14 protein-coding genes are annotated in these 18,700 nt (G+C 66.5%); 4 read left to right on the top strand and 10 right to left on the bottom strand.

The window, feature by feature from the left end:
• The first annotated feature begins 53 nt into the window (after window positions 1-53).
• Together hutI and BLT66_RS10665 are read left to right on the top strand one after the other, a co-directional pair.
• Complete coding sequence (gene hutI, locus BLT66_RS10670) at window positions 54-1,280, top strand: imidazolonepropionase (RefSeq protein ID WP_092757648.1); 1,227 nt, start codon at window positions 54-56, stop codon at window positions 1,278-1,280.
• 576 nt (window positions 1,281-1,856) lie between these two features.
• A complete protein-coding gene (locus BLT66_RS10665; protein ID WP_092757647.1) occupies window positions 1,857-3,230 on the top strand; it encodes a formimidoylglutamate deiminase in 1,374 nt (457 codons plus the stop codon).
• Between the two features lie 29 nt (window positions 3,231-3,259).
• Here the strand turns inward: BLT66_RS10665 and BLT66_RS10660 are convergent, their stop codons facing one another.
• Window positions 3,260-4,573 carry a GGDEF domain-containing protein gene (locus BLT66_RS10660; protein WP_143029191.1) on the bottom strand — a complete coding sequence of 438 codons (1,314 nt, stop codon included), beginning with the start codon at window positions 4,571-4,573 and terminating at the stop codon, window positions 3,260-3,262.
• A gap of 147 nt (window positions 4,574-4,720) precedes the next feature.
• On the opposite strand from BLT66_RS10660, the gene hutG reads away from it, so the two are divergent.
• A complete protein-coding gene (gene hutG / locus BLT66_RS10655) occupies window positions 4,721-5,524 on the top strand; it encodes an N-formylglutamate deformylase (protein WP_092757645.1) in 804 nt (267 codons plus the stop codon).
• 74 nt (window positions 5,525-5,598) lie between these two features.
• Here hutG and BLT66_RS10650 read toward each other — a convergent pair whose 3' ends face one another.
• The 6 genes from BLT66_RS10650 to BLT66_RS10625 all read right to left on the bottom strand — a co-directional run bounded on the left by BLT66_RS10650 (window position 5,599) and on the right by BLT66_RS10625 (window position 11,893).
• The gene (locus BLT66_RS10650; RefSeq protein WP_218922592.1) at window positions 5,599-6,033 is read right to left on the bottom strand and encodes a (R)-mandelonitrile lyase; all 435 of its coding nucleotides are present in this window, start codon (window positions 6,031-6,033) and stop codon (window positions 5,599-5,601) included.
• Between the two features lie 19 nt (window positions 6,034-6,052).
• Window positions 6,053-7,489 (bottom strand): MFS transporter, encoded by a 1,437-nt coding sequence (locus BLT66_RS10645; protein WP_092757643.1) that lies wholly within the window; start codon window positions 7,487-7,489, stop codon window positions 6,053-6,055.
• 59 nt (window positions 7,490-7,548) lie between these two features.
• Window positions 7,549-8,013, bottom strand: a complete 465-nt coding sequence (locus BLT66_RS10640; RefSeq protein ID WP_092757642.1) for a nuclear transport factor 2 family protein — start codon at window positions 8,011-8,013, stop codon at window positions 7,549-7,551.
• A 102-nt stretch (window positions 8,014-8,115) separates the two neighbouring features.
• Window positions 8,116-9,075 carry an AraC family transcriptional regulator gene (locus BLT66_RS10635; RefSeq protein WP_255406865.1) on the bottom strand — a complete coding sequence of 320 codons (960 nt, stop codon included), beginning with the start codon at window positions 9,073-9,075 and terminating at the stop codon, window positions 8,116-8,118.
• Window positions 9,076-9,284: 209 nt separating this feature from the next.
• A complete protein-coding gene (locus BLT66_RS10630) occupies window positions 9,285-10,718 on the bottom strand; it encodes a sensor domain-containing diguanylate cyclase (protein ID WP_092757879.1) in 1,434 nt (477 codons plus the stop codon).
• A 173-nt stretch (window positions 10,719-10,891) separates the two neighbouring features.
• Window positions 10,892-11,893 carry an alpha/beta hydrolase family protein gene (locus tag BLT66_RS10625; RefSeq protein WP_143029190.1) on the bottom strand — a complete coding sequence of 334 codons (1,002 nt, stop codon included), beginning with the start codon at window positions 11,891-11,893 and terminating at the stop codon, window positions 10,892-10,894.
• A gap of 48 nt (window positions 11,894-11,941) precedes the next feature.
• On the opposite strand from BLT66_RS10625, the gene BLT66_RS10620 reads away from it, so the two are divergent.
• Window positions 11,942-12,775, top strand: a complete 834-nt coding sequence (locus BLT66_RS10620; RefSeq protein ID WP_092757640.1) for a M90 family metallopeptidase — start codon at window positions 11,942-11,944, stop codon at window positions 12,773-12,775.
• Window positions 12,776-12,834: 59 nt separating this feature from the next.
• Here BLT66_RS10620 and adeC read toward each other — a convergent pair whose 3' ends face one another.
• From adeC to BLT66_RS10605, 3 genes are read right to left on the bottom strand one after another with little or no spacing between them, the layout of a single operon-like run.
• Window positions 12,835-14,247, bottom strand: a complete 1,413-nt coding sequence (adeC, locus tag BLT66_RS10615; protein WP_092757639.1) for an AdeC/AdeK/OprM family multidrug efflux complex outer membrane factor — start codon at window positions 14,245-14,247, stop codon at window positions 12,835-12,837.
• A 1-nt stretch (window position 14,248) separates the two neighbouring features.
• Complete coding sequence (locus tag BLT66_RS10610; protein WP_092757638.1) at window positions 14,249-17,410, bottom strand: efflux RND transporter permease subunit; 3,162 nt, start codon at window positions 17,408-17,410, stop codon at window positions 14,249-14,251.
• 18 nt (window positions 17,411-17,428) lie between these two features.
• Entirely contained in the window at window positions 17,429-18,625 is a 1,197-nt protein-coding gene (locus BLT66_RS10605; protein ID WP_369821590.1) for an efflux RND transporter periplasmic adaptor subunit, read from the bottom strand.
• Window positions 18,626-18,700: the final 75 nt, after the last annotated feature.

Raw genomic sequence — 18,700 nt, 5'->3', positions numbered from 1 at the left:
CTAGCGCAATCAACATCTGCGCAAGCAGCTATGAATTAAATAGCAAACCAAATATGAGCACAACCCAACACCCCAGCGCCGACGGCCTTTGGCACAACCTGCGCCTCGCCGACGGCGGCACGGCCAACGCACTGGCGGTGCAGCACGGCCAGATCGCCTGGATGGGAGAGTTGGCGGCGCTGCCCGCAGCCTTCGCCGACCTGCCGCGCATCGACGCCCGTGGCGCACTGGCCACGCCCGGCCTGGTCGATTGCCACACGCACCTGGTCTACGGCGGCCAACGCGCGAATGAGTTTGCGATGCGTCTGGCCGGCGCCAGCTACGAGGAGGTTTCCAAGGCCGGCGGCGGCATTGTCTCGTCGGTCAAGGCCACGCGCGCCGCCAGCGAAGACGCCCTCTATGCCCAGGCCGCGCCGCGGCTGCAGCAGTTGCTGGATGACGGCGTTTGCGCGATCGAGATCAAGTCCGGCTACGGCCTGAGCCTGGAACATGAACGCAAGCAGCTGCGCGTGGCCCGGCGCCTCGGCCAAGATTTTGGCGTGACGGTTCGCACCACCTTCCTCGGCGCACACGCCCTCCCGCCCGAGTACACGGGGCGCAGCCAGGATTACATCGATCTGGTGTGCAATGAGATGCTGCCCACGCTGCATGCCGAAGGCCTGGTGGATGCGGTCGACGTGTTCTGCGAGCGCATCGCGTTTTCGCTGGCCGAAACCGAGCAGGTGTTCAAAGCCTCGCGGGCTCTGGGGCTGCCGGTGAAGCTGCATGCGGAACAGCTGTCCGACATGGGCGGTTCGGCGCTGGCGGCGCGCTATGGCGCTTTGTCCTGCGACCACATCGAGCATTTGTCGCAGGCCGGTATCGAGGCGATGCGTGCTGCCGGCACGGTGGCCGTGCTGCTGCCCGGCGCCTACTACACGCTGCGCGACACGCATTTGCCGCCGATCGAGGCTTTGCGCGCTGCGGGTGTGCCGATGGCGGTATCCACCGACCACAACCCCGGCACCTCGCCGGCGCTGAGCCTGCTGCTGATGGCAAACATGGCTTGCACGCTGTTCCGGCTGACGGTGCCGGAAGCGCTGGCGGGGATCACCACGCACGCGGCCCGGGCGCTGGGTTTGCAGGAAACGCACGGCAGCATCGCCGTGGGGCGGGCGGCGAACTTTGTGCTGTGGGATTTGCAGGAGCCGGCGGAGCTGGTGTACTGGTTGGGGCAGCGGCCTCGTCGCACTATTGTTCGGCAGGGGGGCGTGGCGTTGGATACTTTAGGCTTGCTGTGAGTTGGACTGGTTTTAATCGGCATCCCCGGCCGGGAGTCGCCCCGGCAGGCGAGGTACTTCTTCTTTGCTTCGCCAAAGAAAAGTACCCAAAAGAAAGGCGAGCCGAAGTCGTCGTCCCTGCGCTGCGCTCCGGGCACGCTGCGTTGCTCGGTCTGGTCGGGGTCCCGCTCGAACTCGCTGCGCTCAAACAGTCGCGGGCCCTGATCCGCCCAGCCCTGCGCTACTCGCCGACGCCACACGGCGTGGGGTCGGGAGCGGACAGCCAGCCCGGCAAGCCGGGCTCGCGCCCTAGGCGCGATGTGGCGCTGCGCGCCACCGATCCCGCATTAGGGGTCCCCCTCTGTATGCGCCGAGGAGCACAGCTGCAGTCGGACAAGGGCTGGCGTTGTTTGAGCGCAGCGAGTTTAGCCAGACCCCGACTGCAGCGAGCACCGCAGGTTCCCGCAGCGCCAGCGAAGGGCGCAGACAGTGGGGGTGGCCTTTCTTTTGGTTACTTTTCTTTGGCCACACAAAGAAAAGTGACTGCGCCGCCGGGCGCACATCCCGGCCGACGATCTCAATAAACCAGACAAAGCTATGACAAGCCTCTTCACCAAAGACGCCCTACTCCCCACCGGCTGGGAAAAAAACGTCCTGCTCCAATGGAACAGCCTGGGCGAGCTCACCACAGTCACACCCAACACCAAACCCAACGGCGCACCGACAACCGCCGGTCCCCTAACCCCAGGCCTCCCCAACCTCCACAGCCACGCCTTCCAGCGCGCCATGGCCGGCCTGACCGAATTCCGCGGCGCCGCGCAAGACAGCTTCTGGAGCTGGCGCACGCTGATGTACCAGTTCGCCGCCCGCCTCTCGCCCGAGCAGGTCGAAGCCATCGCCACCTGGCTGTACATCGAAATGCTGGAAGCCGGCTACACCTCGGTGTGCGAATTCCACTACCTGCACCACAGCGCCGACGGCACGCCGTATGCCGACGACGCCGAGCTGTCCAAAGCCCTGCTGCGCGCCGCCCAGACGGCCGGCATCGCCATCACCCTGTTGCCTGTGCTGTACCAAACCAGCGGCTTCGGCGGCACGCCGCCGAACGAAGGCCAGCGCAGATTCATCCGCTCCACCGACTCCATGCTGCGCCTGCTGGAAACGCTGAAGCCCCTGTGCGACGCCCAGGGCGCGCGCCTGGGCATGGCGCCGCATTCGCTGCGCGCCGTGCCGCCCGACAGCCTGCGCGACGCCGTGGCTGGACTGCACGCCATCGACGCCAGCGCGCCGGTGCACATCCATATCGCAGAGCAAACCGCAGAAGTCGACGCCAGCCTGGCCTGGAGCGGCCAGCGCCCGGTGGAATGGCTGCTGGACCACGCGCCGGTCGATGCGCGCTGGTGCCTGGTCCACGCCACCCACATGAGCGAATCCGAATACCAACGCGCCGCCGCCAGCGGCGCCGTGGCCGGCATCTGCCCGAGCACCGAAGCCAACCTCGGCGACGGCCTGTTCGACATGCCGCGCTGGCTGGGCCACGGCGGCGCCTGGGGCCTGGGCTCGGACAGCCATGCCTGCGTGAATGCCGCCGAGGAGCTGCTGCTGCTCGAATACGGCCAGCGCCTGCAGTTCCGCCAGCGCAATGTGCTGGCCAGCGCGCAGCAGCCGCAAGTGGCTACGGCCACCTTGCTCCAAGCTGTGGCCGGCGGCGCGCAAGCCTCGGGCCGCAACGCGCAGGGCCTGGCGGTGGGCCAGCGTGCCGACTTCTGCGTGCTGGATGCGCAGCACCTGGCGCTGTGCGGTTTGCCGGCGCCCGAAATGTTCTCGGCCCATGTGTTCGGCAGCCACCGCACTTCCGCGCTCGATGCCGTCTGGGTCGCCGGCCAGCAGCGCACTGCCAGCGGCAGCCACCACCCATTGCGGACGCAGGCCCAGGCGGCGTTCGTCGCTGCGCGCTCGGCGCTGGTATGAGGTGCTGGTCGCCGAGCCGCAGACCGGGCCTAGCCCGGGCTCAACAGCCGGTAGTCGCGCACCACGCTGCGGTTGCGCCCCTGGTTCTTGGCCTCATACAAGGCCAGGTCGGCCTGGTGCAGCAGGCTGTCCAGGCTGTGCTGCCCCGGATGGATGATCAAAGCCCCCAGGCTGATGGTGCACGCCACGGGCTGGCCCGCTTGCAGCATGGGGGTGGCGGCCACCACGGCGGGCAGACGCTCGGCCACGGCCTGGCCGTCCAGCGCGCCGTGCAGCATGATGGCGAATTCGTCGCCGCCCATGCGCGCCAGCATGTCCTCGGCGCGCAGCAGCTGGCCGACCACGCTGCTGATGTGGCACAGCACCGCATCCCCCGCCGCATGGCCTTGCAGGTCGTTGATCTGCTTGAAATGGTCCAGGTCGAACAGCATCACGGTGACCGGCTCTTGCGCGGCCAGGGCATCGCGCATGCGGCGCTCTGCCTGCTCGATAAAGCTGCGCCGGTTCAGGATGCCGGTCAGGCTGTCGGTCTCTGCCAGGGTGCGCAAACGGCGCTCCATGCGCTTGCGCTCGGTGATGTCAAAAATGGCGCCGGCCTGCCCTGCGGGTGCGCCGTCCATGCCGTGGAACACGGCCTTGTAGAAGGTCACCTCGCGCAGGCCGCCGTCGGCCCAGCGCACCTGGGTGTCGTAGATTTGCCGTGCGCCGGATGCCAGCAGGCGCTGGTCGGCATCGGCATAGACCGCAGCCAACTCCGGCGGCGCCACGTCATACACCGTCTTGCCAATAATCTGTTCACGCGACAGGCCCAAGAAGTCCACAAAGGACTGGTTGGCTTCGGTGTAGACGCCGGCGGCGTTCTTGATGAAGATGGGCGCCGGCAGGTTGTCCAGGCTGGCGCGCAAAGCCTTTTGCTCGGCACGGTCGCGGCGCAACTGGGCGGCCTGCCCATGGGGCGAGCGCAGGCGCTGCAGCAAGGCGTGGACACTGTTCGCCAAAGCTTCTCCCTGCGCGGCATCAAACACCTCCACCGCTCCCTGCTCCCAGGCCATGGAGGCTTGGCTGTCCCGCAGGCCAGGCTCGGGCAGCCAGAGTGCCCAAGGCAGGCCGTCCAACCAGCCCGCGCTGCGCAGGGCTGCCACGCAGCTGCGCCATGCATGTGCATCCCTACCGTCCACCAGCCAACAATGGCCCAGTTCCGCGACACGCATCCACTCCTGCACGGCAGGGTCGGCAGGCAAGGCGGGCAAAGACAGGCTGTGGCGCGAACCTACCCACGCTTGCAAAGCCGCTGGAACGGGTGCATCGCTGAGCAGGAAGAACGGTGTGGGGTCTTGGGACATGGAAGCCAGCACGCGAACCTGCTGAAAAATGTAGCGCCGTGGATAAGCAGATTATTGTCGCGTGCGCCGGCGACCGCCATGCCTCGAATTTACCCGGATGCCTAGCCCCCCTGCAGGCCCAAACTTCACACCGTCCAAGGAACCTCCATGCAAGCCTTCCGCTTCCACCAAGGCAGCCAGCCGCTGCTGATCTCCATGCCCCACGTCGGCACCTACGTGCCGCCCGCCCTGGCCGCGCGCCTGACCGACAGCGCCCAGCAGGTGCCCGACACCGACTGGCACCTGGAGCGCCTGTACGACTTCGCCAAGGCCCTCGGCGCCTCGCTGCTGATAGCCACCCATTCGCGCTACGTGATCGACCTGAACCGCGATCCCTCGGGCGCCAGCCTGTACCCGGGCCAGAGCGTCACCGGACTGTGTCCGGTGGACGACTTCGACAACCTGCCGCTATACCGCGACCCGCAGGACGTGCCCAGTGAGGCCGAAATCGCCGAGCGCCGCGACAACCTTTGGCAGCCCTACCACCAGCAGCTGCAGGCCGAGCTGGCGCGGCTGAAATCCGTGCATGGCAAAGCCGTGCTGTGGGACGCGCATTCGATCCGCTCCGTGCTGCCGCGCTTCTTTGAAGGCAAGCTGCCCGACCTGAACCTGGGCAGCGGCAACGGCACCAGCTGCGACCCGGCGATGGCGGCCACGCTGCTGGCGATTGCCGAATCCGCGCCCGGCCACACCGCGGTGCTGAACGGCCGCTTCAAAGGCGGCTACATCACCCGCCAGTACGGCCAGCCCGCGCAAAACATCCACGCCATCCAGCTGGAGATGACGCAGTGCAGCTACATGCAGGAAGCCCTGCCCTTCGACTACCTGCCCGAGGTGGCGGCCCGCATCCAGCCGCATTTGCAGCGCATGGTGGAAGCGGCGCTGGCGTTTGCGCAGCAAGGCGCACGTTAGACACTATCTGATAAAAAAGTGGCTCTAGCGCATTTACTACCTGCGCAGCACGCTACTTAAAATATAGCAAACAGTCAGCAAGCTGACGGTTCGTTGGCCACCTTCTCGAACCAGTCGGCCGACTTGCCGTCCTGCAGCTCCTGGATGGCAATGTGCGACATCGCGGTCGCCGCTGCCGCGCCGTGCCAATGCCGCACACCCGGCGGGATCTCGACCACATCGCCGGGCCGGATCTCCTCCACCGGGCCACCCCATTGCTGCACGCGGCCGCAGCCCGCCGTCACCACCAGGGTCTGGCCCAGCGGATGGCTATGCCAGGCGGTGCGTGCACCGGGCTCGAAGATGACCAGCGCCCCCGAGGCCCGCGCGGGCTCCGTCGGCACAAACAGGGGATCGACCCGCACCGTGCCGCTGAACCAGTCGGCCGGACCAGCACCGGAAGGCTGCGCCCCGCAGCGGGTGACGCGGACACTGGGCGCCATGGGGGATAAATTTTCAGAAGTGATCATGGAAATTACTCCGTAGTTGTCAGGCCGGTTTCACCGGCAATGGGATCGGCGGCGACCGCCGCACAATGCAGAACAGCACCACGGCCAGCGCCAGGCCCAACAGCACGGCGCCGGCAGACATTGCGGTGGCGATGCGGTGCGCCAGGTCCACCCGGGTGTGGGTGTCGGTATTGCCCGGGCCGGCGGCGGCAAACACCACCACCAGCACGGCCAGGCCCAGCGAGCCGCCCAGCTGGTGTGCCACGTTGACCAGGCCCGAGGCGGCACCCGCGTCTTCCGCCGCCACCCCGGCCACACCGGCAATCGTGAGCGGGCTGAGCGCTGCGCCCTGGCCCGCGCCGACCAGCAGCATCGGCAAGGCCACGCCCGTGAGATACACCGTGTCGGCCGTGACCTGGCCCAGCCAGACCATGCCGATCACCGAGACCAGCAGCCCCACCGCCAGCAGCCGGGCATTGCCAAAGCGCTGGGACAGGCGGGGCACGGCCAGCGCCACGGCGAAGTTCACCACCGTGGTCGGCAGAAAGGCCAAGCCGGCCTGCAGCGGCCGCATGCCCAGCACCTCCTGCAGGAACTGGGTGGTGTAAAACCAGAAGCCGACCATCCCGCCCAGGAACAGCAAACGGCCCGCCAATGCGCCGGTGCGTTCGCGGCTGGCGAACAGGTGCAGCGGCAGGATGGGCTGGCGCGCCCGGGATTCGTTGAACACAAACAAGGCCAGCGCGGCGATGCCGACAACCAGCGGACCGACCGTCCACACATCACCCCAGCCAGCGCTGGCGGCATGGACCAGGCCGTAGACCAGCGCCCCCATGCCCAGCGTGGAGCAGACCGCACCCACCAGGTCCAACTCACCCGAACTGCGCGGCGTCTCGACGATGTATTTGCGCGCGGCCCAGATCAGTGCCAGGCCAATCGGCAGATTCAAAAAGAAGCCGACGCGCCAGGAAACCAAGTCGGCCAGGATGCCGCCCAGCACCAGGCCTACGCTGGCGCTGATGCCGGCCGTGGCGCCGTAGAAGCCGAGCGCCCGGGTGCGCTCCGGCCCTTCTGCGAAGTTGGTCGACAGCAGCGCCAGCGTGGACGGCGCCAGGATGGCCGCACCCACGCCCTGCACCGCGCGCGCCCCCACCAGCCAGGCCGGAGAAGCCGCCAGCCCGATCACCATCGACGCCAGGGTGAACAGCGCCAACCCCGCGATGAACATGGCGCGCCGCCCCAGGATGTCGCCGGCCCGGGCGCCCAGCAATAGCAGGCCGCCAAAGGTCAGTGTGTAGGCGTTCTGCACCCAGGACAGGCCGGTGACGGTGAAGCCCAGGCTCTCGCGGATCTTCGGCAGCGCCGTGATCACGATGGAGATGTCGAGCACGATCATCAGGTAGCTGGTGAGGATGATGGCCAGCAAGGGTCCGCGGCGAACGACATGCTGGGCTGGATCGGGGAGGGGTGGCTTCATGGCAGTTTCCAGCCCGGTTTGCGTTTTTGCATTTGCTTTCCTAGGGCCACTGTTGTGGCTCAAACCTGGCCCATGGCCTGCTGGTCGCGCCAGGCGAAATGGGCAGTCCGCTTCGAGATCAGCCATTGGCCGTCCTGGCGCACGTATTCGTCGTTGTAGCGCACGCCATTGGAGTTCCTGCTCTTCGTGCCGTTCACGGTATGGACGAGGTCCACCAGACAGTAGTGGACCGCCGTTGCGCTATCGCCATCCAGCTCGGCCGTATGTTGGCCGTTGAGGTGGTAGCCGGTCTGGACATTGGCCAGGAAGGCGGTAAAGGTTTCCTGGATCTGCTGGCGCCCTTTGAGCGAGGCAAACAGCTGGCCTTCAAAGTAGGTGTCGACAACGGCATCTTCGGTAAACAGCAGTGCCTGGGCGGCCAGGTCTTTCTGGTCCGCGAGGTTGGAGAAGGTGTCGACCAGCGCTTTGAGAGCGGACTTGTCTTCGAGTTTCTGGATGCGTTGTTCTAGGGTGTCGTTTTGCATGGTTTCTCCTGGTGTGCTGCGATGGGGTTGAGGCGAAAAATGGGCCGCACGCTCCCCGGGCCTGCCGCAAGCGGGGCCAATGGAGGATGGCGGAGAGCTTGGCTAAGCCCGGCTTAGCTGTTGTTCGCGCAGACGCTTGACGTCGCGCACGGGCGGCGAGCCGAAGAAGCGGCTGTATTCGCGGTTGAACTGCGACTGGCTCTCGTAGCCGACGCGGTGGCCCGCGGCGGCGGCGTCCAGGTGCTCGCTGATCATGATGCGGCGTGCCTCCTGCAGGCGCAGCTGCTTCTGGAACTGCAGCGGGCTCATCGCGGTGACGGCCTTGAAATGCTGGTGCAGCGAGGACACGCTCATGTGCACCTCGTTGGCCAGCTCGTCGACGCGCAGCGGCTCCTGGTAGCGCTGCGACAGCAGGCTGATGGCCTGGGCGATACGCTGGCTGTGGCTGTCCACCATGGCCATCTGCACCAGGCGCCAGCCGTCGGGCGACTTCAGCAGGCGATACAGGATCTCGCGGGTGATCAGCGGCGCCAGCGCGGCCACTTCCTCGGGCGTATCCAGCAGCTTGACCAGGCGCAGCAGCGGGTCCAGCAGCGTGGCGGACAGCGTGCCGGTGAAGATCCCGCGCTGCGAGGCCCGCGCGGGAAAGGCTTGGCCGAGCTGCAGGTCCAGCGCCAGTGCGGCAATGTCCTTGACGTCAAAGAACAGCCGCATGCTCAGGTATGGCGCCTCGGGCGATGCGTCGACAACCTGGCCGGCCACCGGCAGGTTCTGCCCAACCACCAGGTAGTGGTTGCTGTCGTACACGTAGACCTCGTCGCCCAGCAGCACCCGCTTGCTGCCTTGCGCCAGCACGCAGAAGGCCGGCTCGTACACCGTGTGCACCGGATGCTGGCTGTGCGAAATCCGGGCCAGGGTCAGGCGCGGAATCAGCGTCGCGTGGGCGCCGTCGGTGCCGGTGAAGCGGTCGATCAGGGCGGCCAGTTCGGCCCGCATGACCGTGGCCTGCAATGGGTTGGCAGACCGTTCGTCGCGCAGTGCCTGGGGGGTGGATGTCAGCATGGAACCAAGCTTACGCATCTGGCCCGCGCTTGTCTGCCCTTTTGCCGCCATCCCGGAGAATCGGGCAAACATCGCCAACAATCCTGCAAAGCCGGGGGTGCCAGGGTGCTGCCGCCCAGATTTAAGCAAAACAGGGCTCTGGCGCAGGCAGGATCAACGCAACATGCTACTTTAAATATAGCAAAACAGGTTTCTCTGGCCTACCGGGCCTAGACGCTCGCCCAGGTGCTGACCACCTGATTCCGGCCCTGGCCCTTGGCTTTATAGAGAAAATTGTCCGCCGCAGAAATCAGCTGCGTGGCCTTCATGGACGACACCAGTTCGGACACCCCGCTGCTGATGCTGACGCAAGACCCGGCCGAGGAATAGGCATGCGAGATCCCCAGGCGGCTGACTTCGGCCCGGACCTCTTCCGCCACCCGTGCCGCAGCGCGCAAATCGGTGTCGGGCAGGATGAAGGCGAACTCTTCGCCACCGTAGCGCGCCACCATATCGGCCGGGCGCCGCGAGCAGGACTTGAGTACGCGGGCGATGCGCTTCAGGCAGGCGTCGCCCTCCTGGTGCCCATAGTGGTCGTTGAAGTTCTTGAAGTGGTCGATGTCGCACAGGATCAGCGCCAGGGGCCGGTTGAAGCGGTTCGCAATCGCGATCTGCTCGGCCAGGTACTCGTCAAAAAACCGCCGGTTGGCCAGCCCCGTCAGGCTGTCATGCCGTGCCAGATTGGCCAAGACGGTATTCGCCGCACTGAGCTTGACCGAGAGCTGGAACAGGCGCTTGTACTGCTTCAGATCTTCCACCAGCAACACCACCAGCAGAAAGCTGGCAGCCAGCAAACCGTAGATCCGGCCGACATACCAGCCCAGGTCGTAGCGGCCGGAGTTCAACAGTGCTGCCAGCGCAATGTCGAACAGCCACACGCACATGACCACCTGCAGCCATATATCGAGCACGGTATGCGGCCGCTTCTTCCACACCCCCACCAGGGCGATCAGGCTGAGCAGCCAGACGCCGAACAAAAACATGCGCCCGGTGGTGGTGGTGCGGTGTTCGTTCAGGAAAATCGGAATCCAGGCCTGCCCCCAGGTGGCGAAGATACCGAACCCCACCACCACGCTGAGCACCACGACCGCAGCGGTGGCAATCGCGGTACGGGGCGACGCCAGTATCAGCAGCGGCAGCTTGCGGGGCTTGATTTTTTTGCCCTTCAGCAGGGTGTAGCCGATGACCGCCAGCGGAAAGCCGCTGTGCCAGAACATGTACATCGCCGAAGATGTCTGCGGGCCGGCGCCGAACAACCCGGTCGGGGAAAACAGCCCCGGAAAGATCAGCATATAGACCACGGTGGCAGATGCGGTGAACAAGTAGCCGCTGGCCAAGACCAGCAGTGCCGGCGTTTGCAGCACGCTGAACTGGCCAAACAGCAGCACGGCGGTGATCAGGTCGCAAATCACCAGGGCCGACACGTACATGGGGATGAAGGCAAACGCCTGCACCAGCGGCGTTTTGGCAAAAGGCACTGCCGCGAAAAACACCACCAGCGACACCAAAACGCATATGGCCGCCTGCCGAACCTCGCGGTAACCGGCGGGTTCCGTTGAAAGCAAACCGGTGGGCGCCTTGCCGGGGTCACAGTCTGTTGACATGGTGTTCACGACGGGCACTTTGTATACCTTCGCCGCCTGTTAATCTTGCGCCCAGTGCCCTCGTTTTACCCTAGGGTCGACCCCAAGTTGTAGCAGCCTTTACGTGAATAAATGCCTGTAAACCGTGTCGGCAGGGCGGCGGTTGTCATTGCTATCACTTTGACGCCCGCCCCCTACTTTTGCTGCCAGACATCGCCCACCGCCAAACCCGCAGGACGCAGCATCCGAGCCCGGGCAGCGGCATCGCCCAGCAAGTGCGCGCGCCACCAATCGGTACTGGTTTGCGCCAGCAGCGCGTGGTGGCGCTGCTGTTGGGCGCGGGTGGACTCGTTGCGACGGGCCTCCATCAGCGGGCGTCTGGCCGCGCCAGCCCCGCCGCCCAGCGTCATGTGGTCGGCATCCTGCAGCACCAGCAGGGCCTTGCCGCCGGGCGGCAAGGCGTCGAAGACAGCGCGACGGCGCTCCGGGGTGGCACCCATGTCGGCCACGTCGTCGTCGCGCGTGCCGGTCACCGCCAGCAGCGGGCGGGTCACGCGGGCAAAGGCCTGGGTGGCGTCGCCGGCCATCGGCAAGGTGGGCGACAAGGCGATGAAGGCGGCCAGCCGGGGCTCGTCCATGCCCGCGAAACCGGGGTAGCTTTGCCCTGCCATGCCCAGCGTGGTGTGGGTGCCAAAGGAATGGCCGCCCAAGCCCAACGCATCGGGCCGGACACGGGCCCAAGCGCCCTGGCCCGCACGCTGGCGGCGGGCGATCTCGTCCAGTACAAAGACCACGTCCTGCAGGCGCTGGCGCAGCTGTTCCGCGCTGGCCAGGCTGCGCAGCGCGGCCCGGTTCAGGCCTGCGGCGCGGGCCGCGTCGGTATCGCTGCCCGGGTGCTGCAGGTGTACGACCACGCATCCCGCATCCGCCCAGGCCTGGCCCCAGACCGCCCCGCCGTCGCGCGAGCCGCCCAGGCCGTGCGAGTACAGCAGCACCGGCAACACAGCCCCCGGCGTAGCCGGCCAGCGGATCTTGACCGGCAGCGCGCGCTGGCGGGTGGCGTCGGTCCAGGTTTCATCGGCCACCACGGCGGCTTGCGCGCGCAGGCCCAGTGGCGTGCACGCCGCCATAGCCAGCAATAGGCGGCGGGTCAAAGCAGGTGGATAGTGCATCGACAGAATTATGGGGAGCGGCATTGCAAACGCCAAGCCGGCACCCAGCTAGCAGTGCCTGCACCGATTTTTATGGACACATCCACCGCCACCCTCATTGCCCTGCTGATACTGGCCGCCATCTGCGCGCTGGGCTGGTGGCTGCCGGCCTGGTGGGTCGCGCGGCGCCGGCAGCAGCTGCGCGGGCAGGTGTTTCCGGCGGCCTGGCGCAAGATATTGCGCCGCCGCGTGCCCCTGGTGCGGCGCCTGCCGGTAGACCTGCAGCTGCAGCTGAAAAAACACATGCAGGTATTCATCGCCGAAAAAGCCTTTCTGGGCTGCGCCGGGCTGCAGATCACCGAAGAAATGCGGGTGGTGGTCGCCGCCCAGGCCTGCCTGCTGTTGCTGAACCGGCCCACCGGCTACTACCGCAATCTGCGGCAGATCCTGGTCTACCCCGGCGCGTTCGCGGTGCAGCGCGCCAGCACCGACGGCGCGGGCGTGCAGCAGGAGCAACGCCATGCGCTGGCCGGCGAATCCTGGTCGCAAGGCCAGGTGATCCTGTCGTGGCAGGACACGCTGGAAGGCGCGGCCGTGGCCGACGATGGCCGCAACGTGGTGATCCATGAATTCGCCCACCAGCTGGACCAGGAGAACGGCCCGGCGAATGGAGCGCCGCTGCGCCCGCATGGCGCCGACCCGCAGCGCTGGTCACAGGTGTTCAACGCCGCCTACGCCCGGCTGCAAGCCCAGGCCCATGCGGGCGAGCCCGGCCTGCTGAACCACTACGGCGCGCAAGACCCGGCCGAGTTCTTTGCCGTGGTGTCCGAGGTGTTCTTCGAGCAAGCCGCCGAACTGGCCGCCTACGACCCGGCGCTGTACCGCGAACTCTGCGGCTACTACCGAGTTGACCCCGCTAACTGGTGAGCAGGATTTATAAAAAATGAGGCTCTGGCGCACATTCCACCTGCGCTAGCAGCTCTCATTTAAATAGCAGACTCGCCGGTCCAGCCCCCACCCAGCACCTTGTACAGCGTGACCGCGTTGGACACGCGTGACAAACGGGTACCGATCAGGGTCTGCTGGGCGGTGTACAGCGAGCGCTGCGCGTCCAGCACGCTGAGGTAGCTGTCCACGCCCTTCTGGAAACGCGCGTCCGACAGCTGGAACGACTCGGAGGTCGCGCCCACCAGCGACTGCTGGGCTTCCAGCTGGGCGCCCAGGGTGCCGCGCTGGGCCAGCGCATCGGCTACCTCGCGGAAGGCGGTCTGGATGGTCTTCTCGTAGGTTGCCACGTTGATGTCACGTCCGATGGTGGCGTAGTCCAGGTTCGCCTGGTTGCTGCCACCGTCGAACAGCGGCAGGCTGATCTGCGGCACAAAGCTCCAGCTGCCCGAGCCAGCCTTGAACAGGCTCGACAGCTCGTTGCTGCCCGAACCCAGCGAGGCGGTGAGGCTGATGCGCGGATAGAAAGCCGCGCGCATGGCGCCAATGTTGAAGTTGGCGGCCTTCAGCTGGTGCTCGGCTTGCAGGATGTCGGGGCGGCGCTGCAGCAGGTCCGACGGCAGGCCGGCGGGCAGGTTTTCCAGCGGGCCCAGGCTGTCGCCCAGGCTGGTGGGCGCGAGATCGGCCGGCACCGGCGCGCCGACCAGCAAGGCCAGCGCGTTCTGGTCCAGCGCCACCTGGCCGGTGTAGCGGGCCACGTCGACCCGCGCCGTGTCCACGCTGGTCTGCTGCTGGCGCAGGGTCAGGGCCGAGGCATTGCCCAGTTGGTAGCTGCACTGGGTCAGCGCGAACGAGTCGCTCTGGCTGCGCAGGGTTTGCTGCGCCAGCGCCAGGCGCTCGGCATCGGCCGCCCAGGTCAGGTAGGCGCTGGCCACCTCGGCGACCAGGCTGATCTGGGTGCTGCGGCGGGCCTCGGCGGTGGCCAGAAAGCTCTCCAGCGCCTGAGCGTTCAGGCTGCGCACACGGCCAAACAGGTCCAGCTCGTAGGCGCTGAAGCCGATGGTCGCGCTGTACTGGTGGCCCACCACCGCCTGCCCGGTGCCCGACAGGCTGGCCGGCGTGCGGCCGGCGGTATTGCTGCCGCTGGCGTTCACCGTAGGCCAGCTGCTGGCGTCCTGGATGCGGTACTGGGCGCGCGCCTGCTCGATGTTGAGCACGGCGATCCGCAGGTCGCGGTTGTTGGCCAGGGCCTGTTCGATCAGGCGCTGCAACCGCGCATCGGCAAAGAAGCTGCGCCAATCAATATCGGCCGCCGCCGCGCCAGATGGCGCTGTGCTGCTGGTGGCAAAGCTGGCGGGCACGGGCGCTGCCGGGCGCTGGTAGTCGGGCGCCAGGCTGCTGCAGCCGGCCAGCGCCAAGGCCAAGGCCAGGACGGTGAAGTTGCGTTTTTTCATATCAGTGTGCCTCTTGGATGGTGGCCGCAGGCTGCGGCAATGCGGGTGCGGCAGGAGCCGGTTTGCCCTTGAAGATGCTGCGCACCAGCACAAAGAACACCGGCACGAAGAAGATCGCCAGCACGGTGCCGGAAATCATGCCGCCGATCACGGCCGTGCCCAGCGCGTTCTGGGCGCCGGCACCGGCCCCGCTGCCCAGCACCAGGGGCAGCACGCCCAGGATGAAGGCCAGCGAGGTCATCAGGATCGGCCGCAGGCGCAGCCGGGCGGCAGTAATGGCCGACTCGACCAGGCCCATGCCCTGGGCCTGCAAGTCCTTGGCGAACTCGACGATCAGGATCGCGTTCTTGCAGGCCAGACCGATGGTGGTGAGCAAGCCCACCTGGAAGTACACGTCGTTCATCTTCCAGGTCAGCATCGCGCCCAGCAAGGCGCCGAACACACCCAACGGCACCACCATGATGACGGAGAACGGGATCGCCCAGCTCTCGTACAGCGCGGCCAGGCACAGGAAGACGATCAGGATCGACAGGCCGTAGAGCAGCGCGGTCTGGCCGCTGGACTGCTTTTCCTGCAGCGACAGGCCCGTCCATTCGTAGCCTATGCCGGGCGGCAGCTTGGCCACCGCAGCTTCCACGATGGCCAACGCCTGGCCACTGGACGCGGTGCCCGGCTTGGCCATGCCCAGGATTTCGACCGAGGGCACGCCGTTGTAGCGCTCCAGCCGCGGCGAGCCCACCGACCAGCTGGCGGTAGAGAAGGCCGAGAACGGCACCATGCTGCCGGCGCTGTTGCGCACATACCAGTTGTTGATGTCTTCGGGCAGCATGCGGTACTGGGCATCGGCCTGCATCATCACCTTTTTGACGCGGCCCTTGTCGATGAAGTCGTTCACATAGCTGCTGCCCCAGGCGGCGGAGAAGGTGTCGTTGATGTCGGCCATGGTCAGGCCCATGGCGCCCGCCTTGTGGGCGTCGATGTCGAGCTTGAACTCGGGCGTGTCCTCCAGGCCGTTAGGGCGCACCGCCACCAGGCCGTCTTCTTGGGCCAGCAGGCCGAGCAGCTGATTCCGCGCCTGCATCAGGGCATCGTGGCCCAGATTCGCGCGGTCTTGCAGCATCAGGTCGAAGCCGGTAGCGTTGCCCAGCTCGGACACCGCTGGCGGCGCGAAGGCAAACACCTGCGCATCGCGGATGGTGGCAAAGAAGGCGCCGGCCTTGGCTGCCACACCGCTGACGCTCAGCGCCTCGGTCGCGCGCTGGTCCCAGGACTTGAGGCGCACAAACACCAGGCCTGCGTTCTGGCCGCTACCGGCAAAGCTGAAGCCCGCCACGGTGAACAAGCCTTCGACCGCGTCTTTCTGGTCTTCCAGGAAATGGTGTTCGACCTGCTTCATCACGTCCAAGGTGCGCGACTGGGCGGCACCGGGCGATAGCTGGACCAGGCCAAACAAAGTGCCCTGGTCTTCGTCGGGCAAGAAGCCGACCGGCAGCTTGAGGAAGCCGAACACCACCATGGCAACGATCACCGCATAGGCGGCCATGTAGCGCCAGCCCTTGCCCACCATGTGGCGCACCACGCCCTGGTAGCGGCTATTACCGCGGTCGAAGTTGCGGTTGAACCAGCCGAAGAAGCCGGTGCTGGCCATCGCATGGCCCTTGGCCACCGGCTTGAGCAGGGTGGCGCACAGCGCGGGGGTCAGCACCATGGCCACGAACACCGACAGCGTCATCGCCGCGACGATGGTGATGGAGAACTGGCGGTAGATCACGCCGGTGGAGCCGGGGAAGAAGGCCATGGGCACGAACACCGCGGCCAGCACCAGGGCCACGCCGACCAGTGCGCCGGTGATCTGGCCCATGGATTTGCGCGTGGCCTCCAGTGGCGACAGCCCCTCTTCGGTCATCACCCGCTCGACGTTTTCCACCACCACGATCGCATCGTCGACCAGCAGGCCGATGGCCAGCACCATGGCGAACATGGTCAGCGTATTGATCGAATAGCCAAACACGGCCAGCACACCAAAGGTACCCAGCAGCACCACCGGCACGGCAATCGTCGGGATCAGCGTGGCCCGGAAGTTCTGCAGGAACAGGAACATCACCAGGAACACCAGCACCACGGCTTCGACCAGGGTCTTGATGACTTCCTCGATGGAGATGCGCACAAAGGGTGTGGTGTCGTACGGCTTTTGCACCTTCATGCCGGTGGGGAAGAACTTGCTCAGCTCTTCCACCCGCGCGTCGACGCCGCGCACCGTGTCCAGCGCATTTGCGCCGGTGGCCAGCTTGATAGCCAGGCCGGCGGCCGGCTTGCCGTTGTAGCGTGCCACCACGCCATAGCTTTCGCTGCCCAGCTCGATGCGGGCCACGTCGCGCAGCCGCACCTGGGAGCCGTCGGCCTGGGTGCGCAGCAGGATGGATTCAAACTCGGCCGCGGTCTTGAGACGGGTCTGCGATGTGATGGTGGCATTCAGCTGCTGGTTCTGGGCCGCCGGCAGGCCGCCCAGTTGGCCAGCCGATACCTGGGCGTTCTGTGCCTGGATCGCGGATTTCACGTCCAGCGGCGTCAGCTTGAAGTTGTTCAGTTTGTTCGGGTCCAGCCAGACGCGCATCGCGTACTGCGAGCCGAACAAGGTGGTGTCGCCCACGCCTTCGACCCGGCTCAGCGGCTCCTGCACATTGGCGGCCACGTAGTCGGACAGGTCCGAGCCGTCCATGCTGCCGTCTTCCGAGGTGAAGGCCAGAATGGCCAGGAAGTTGCTGGCCGACTTGGTGACCTGCACGCCCTGCTGCTGCACTTCTTGCGGCAGCAGCGGCGTGGCCAGGGCCAGCTTGTTCTGCACCTGCACCTGGGCGGTGTCGGGGTCGGTGCCGTTCTCGAAGGTCAGGGTGATCGTCACCGAGCCCGAGGACTCGCTGGTCGACGCCATGTAGGACAGTCGGTCCAGCCCCTTCATCTTCTGTTCGATGACCTGGGTGACGGTGTCTTCCAAGGTCTTGGCGGAAGCGCCGGGGTAGTTGGCTGAAATGGCAATCGCCGGCGGCGCAATGCTGGGGTACTGCGCAATCGGCAGGGTGTTGATAGCCAGGACACCGGCCAGCATCACGATGATGGCAAGTACCCAGGCGAAGATCGGGCGGTCAATGAAAAAACGGGCCATGGTGGTCGTCCTTGGGCTTTAGCTCTTGGCGGGTGCCGAGGCAGACGGCTTGGCCGCGGCCGCACGGGCGGGGTCGTAGGCCACCGCATCCACGGCGGCTCCTGGGCGGGCTTTCTGCTGGCCTTCGACCACCAGGCGGTCGCCGGCTTGCAGGCCGCTGGTTACCAGCCACTGGTCGCCAATCGCCTGGCCGGTTTGCAGCGTGCGCTGCTCCAGCTTGCCGTCGGCCGTCACCACATAGGCTGTGGGCTTGCCGGTGGCGTCGCGGGCCACGGCCCGCTGGGGCGCCAGCACCGCCTGTTCCATCACGCCTTCTTCCAGCACGGCGCGCACATACATGCCGGGCAGCAGCTCGCCCGTGGGATTCGGGAACTCAGCCCGCAGGGTGATGGCACCGGTGCTGGTGTCTACCGTCACGTCGGAAAACTTGAGCTTGCCTTCCAGCGCATAGCTGGAGCCGTCTTCCAGCAGCAGCTTGGCCTTGGCCGTGCCGCTGCGCAGGCTGCCCTGGGACAGCGCGCGCTTCAGGCGCAGCACTTCGCTGCTGGACTGGGTAACGTCCACATAGATGGGGTTGAGCTGCTGCACCGTGGCCAGCGCGGTGGCCTGGTTGGCGGTGACCAGCGCACCGGGCGTGACCGAGGACTTGCCGACCCGGCCGCTGATCGGCGAGGTGATGCGGGTGTAGTCGAGGTTGATCTTGGCGGTCTGCAGCGCGGCCTTGGCCGAGGCCACATCAGCCTCGGTTTGCAGCAAGGACGCCGCCGCGTCGTCGGCTTCCTGCTGGCTGACCGCCTTGATCGCCACCAGCTCCTGGTAGCGGCCGGCCTTGAGCTTGACCGACACCAGGTTTGCCTCGGCCTTGGCCAGCGCGGCCTGGGCACTGTCGGCACTGGCGCGGTAGGTCGCCGGGTCGATCTGGTACAGCAACTCGCCAGCCTTCACATCGCTGCCCTCGGTAAAACGCCGGGTCTGCACCAGGCCGGTGATCTGCGGCCGCACATCGGAGACCAGCACCGGCGCGGTACGGCCTGGCAGCTCAGTGGTCAGCGCCACGCGCTGCGGCTGCACCACCACAAAACTGACCTGGGGCGTACCCAGTTGGGGCGGTGGGCCGCCTTGCGGGGCTTTGCCGCAGGCGGCGAGCAGCGCGCTGGCCGCCAGGGCCACGGCCAGACCGGCGGGCCGGCGGACGGATGAAAAAAGCATGGGCATGGGAATTCTCCTGGGCGGCCACTGCAGATGGCCAAGATGGCTATCCAGTCAAAACAGTACCGTACAGTTCATTTT

It is taken from the genome of Rhodoferax sp. OV413 (genome assembly GCF_900104385.1).
In the GTDB taxonomy this organism is placed as follows: domain Bacteria; phylum Pseudomonadota; class Gammaproteobacteria; order Burkholderiales; family Burkholderiaceae_C; genus Rhodoferax_B.
This window is presented reverse-complemented; position numbering and strand designations above follow the sequence as displayed.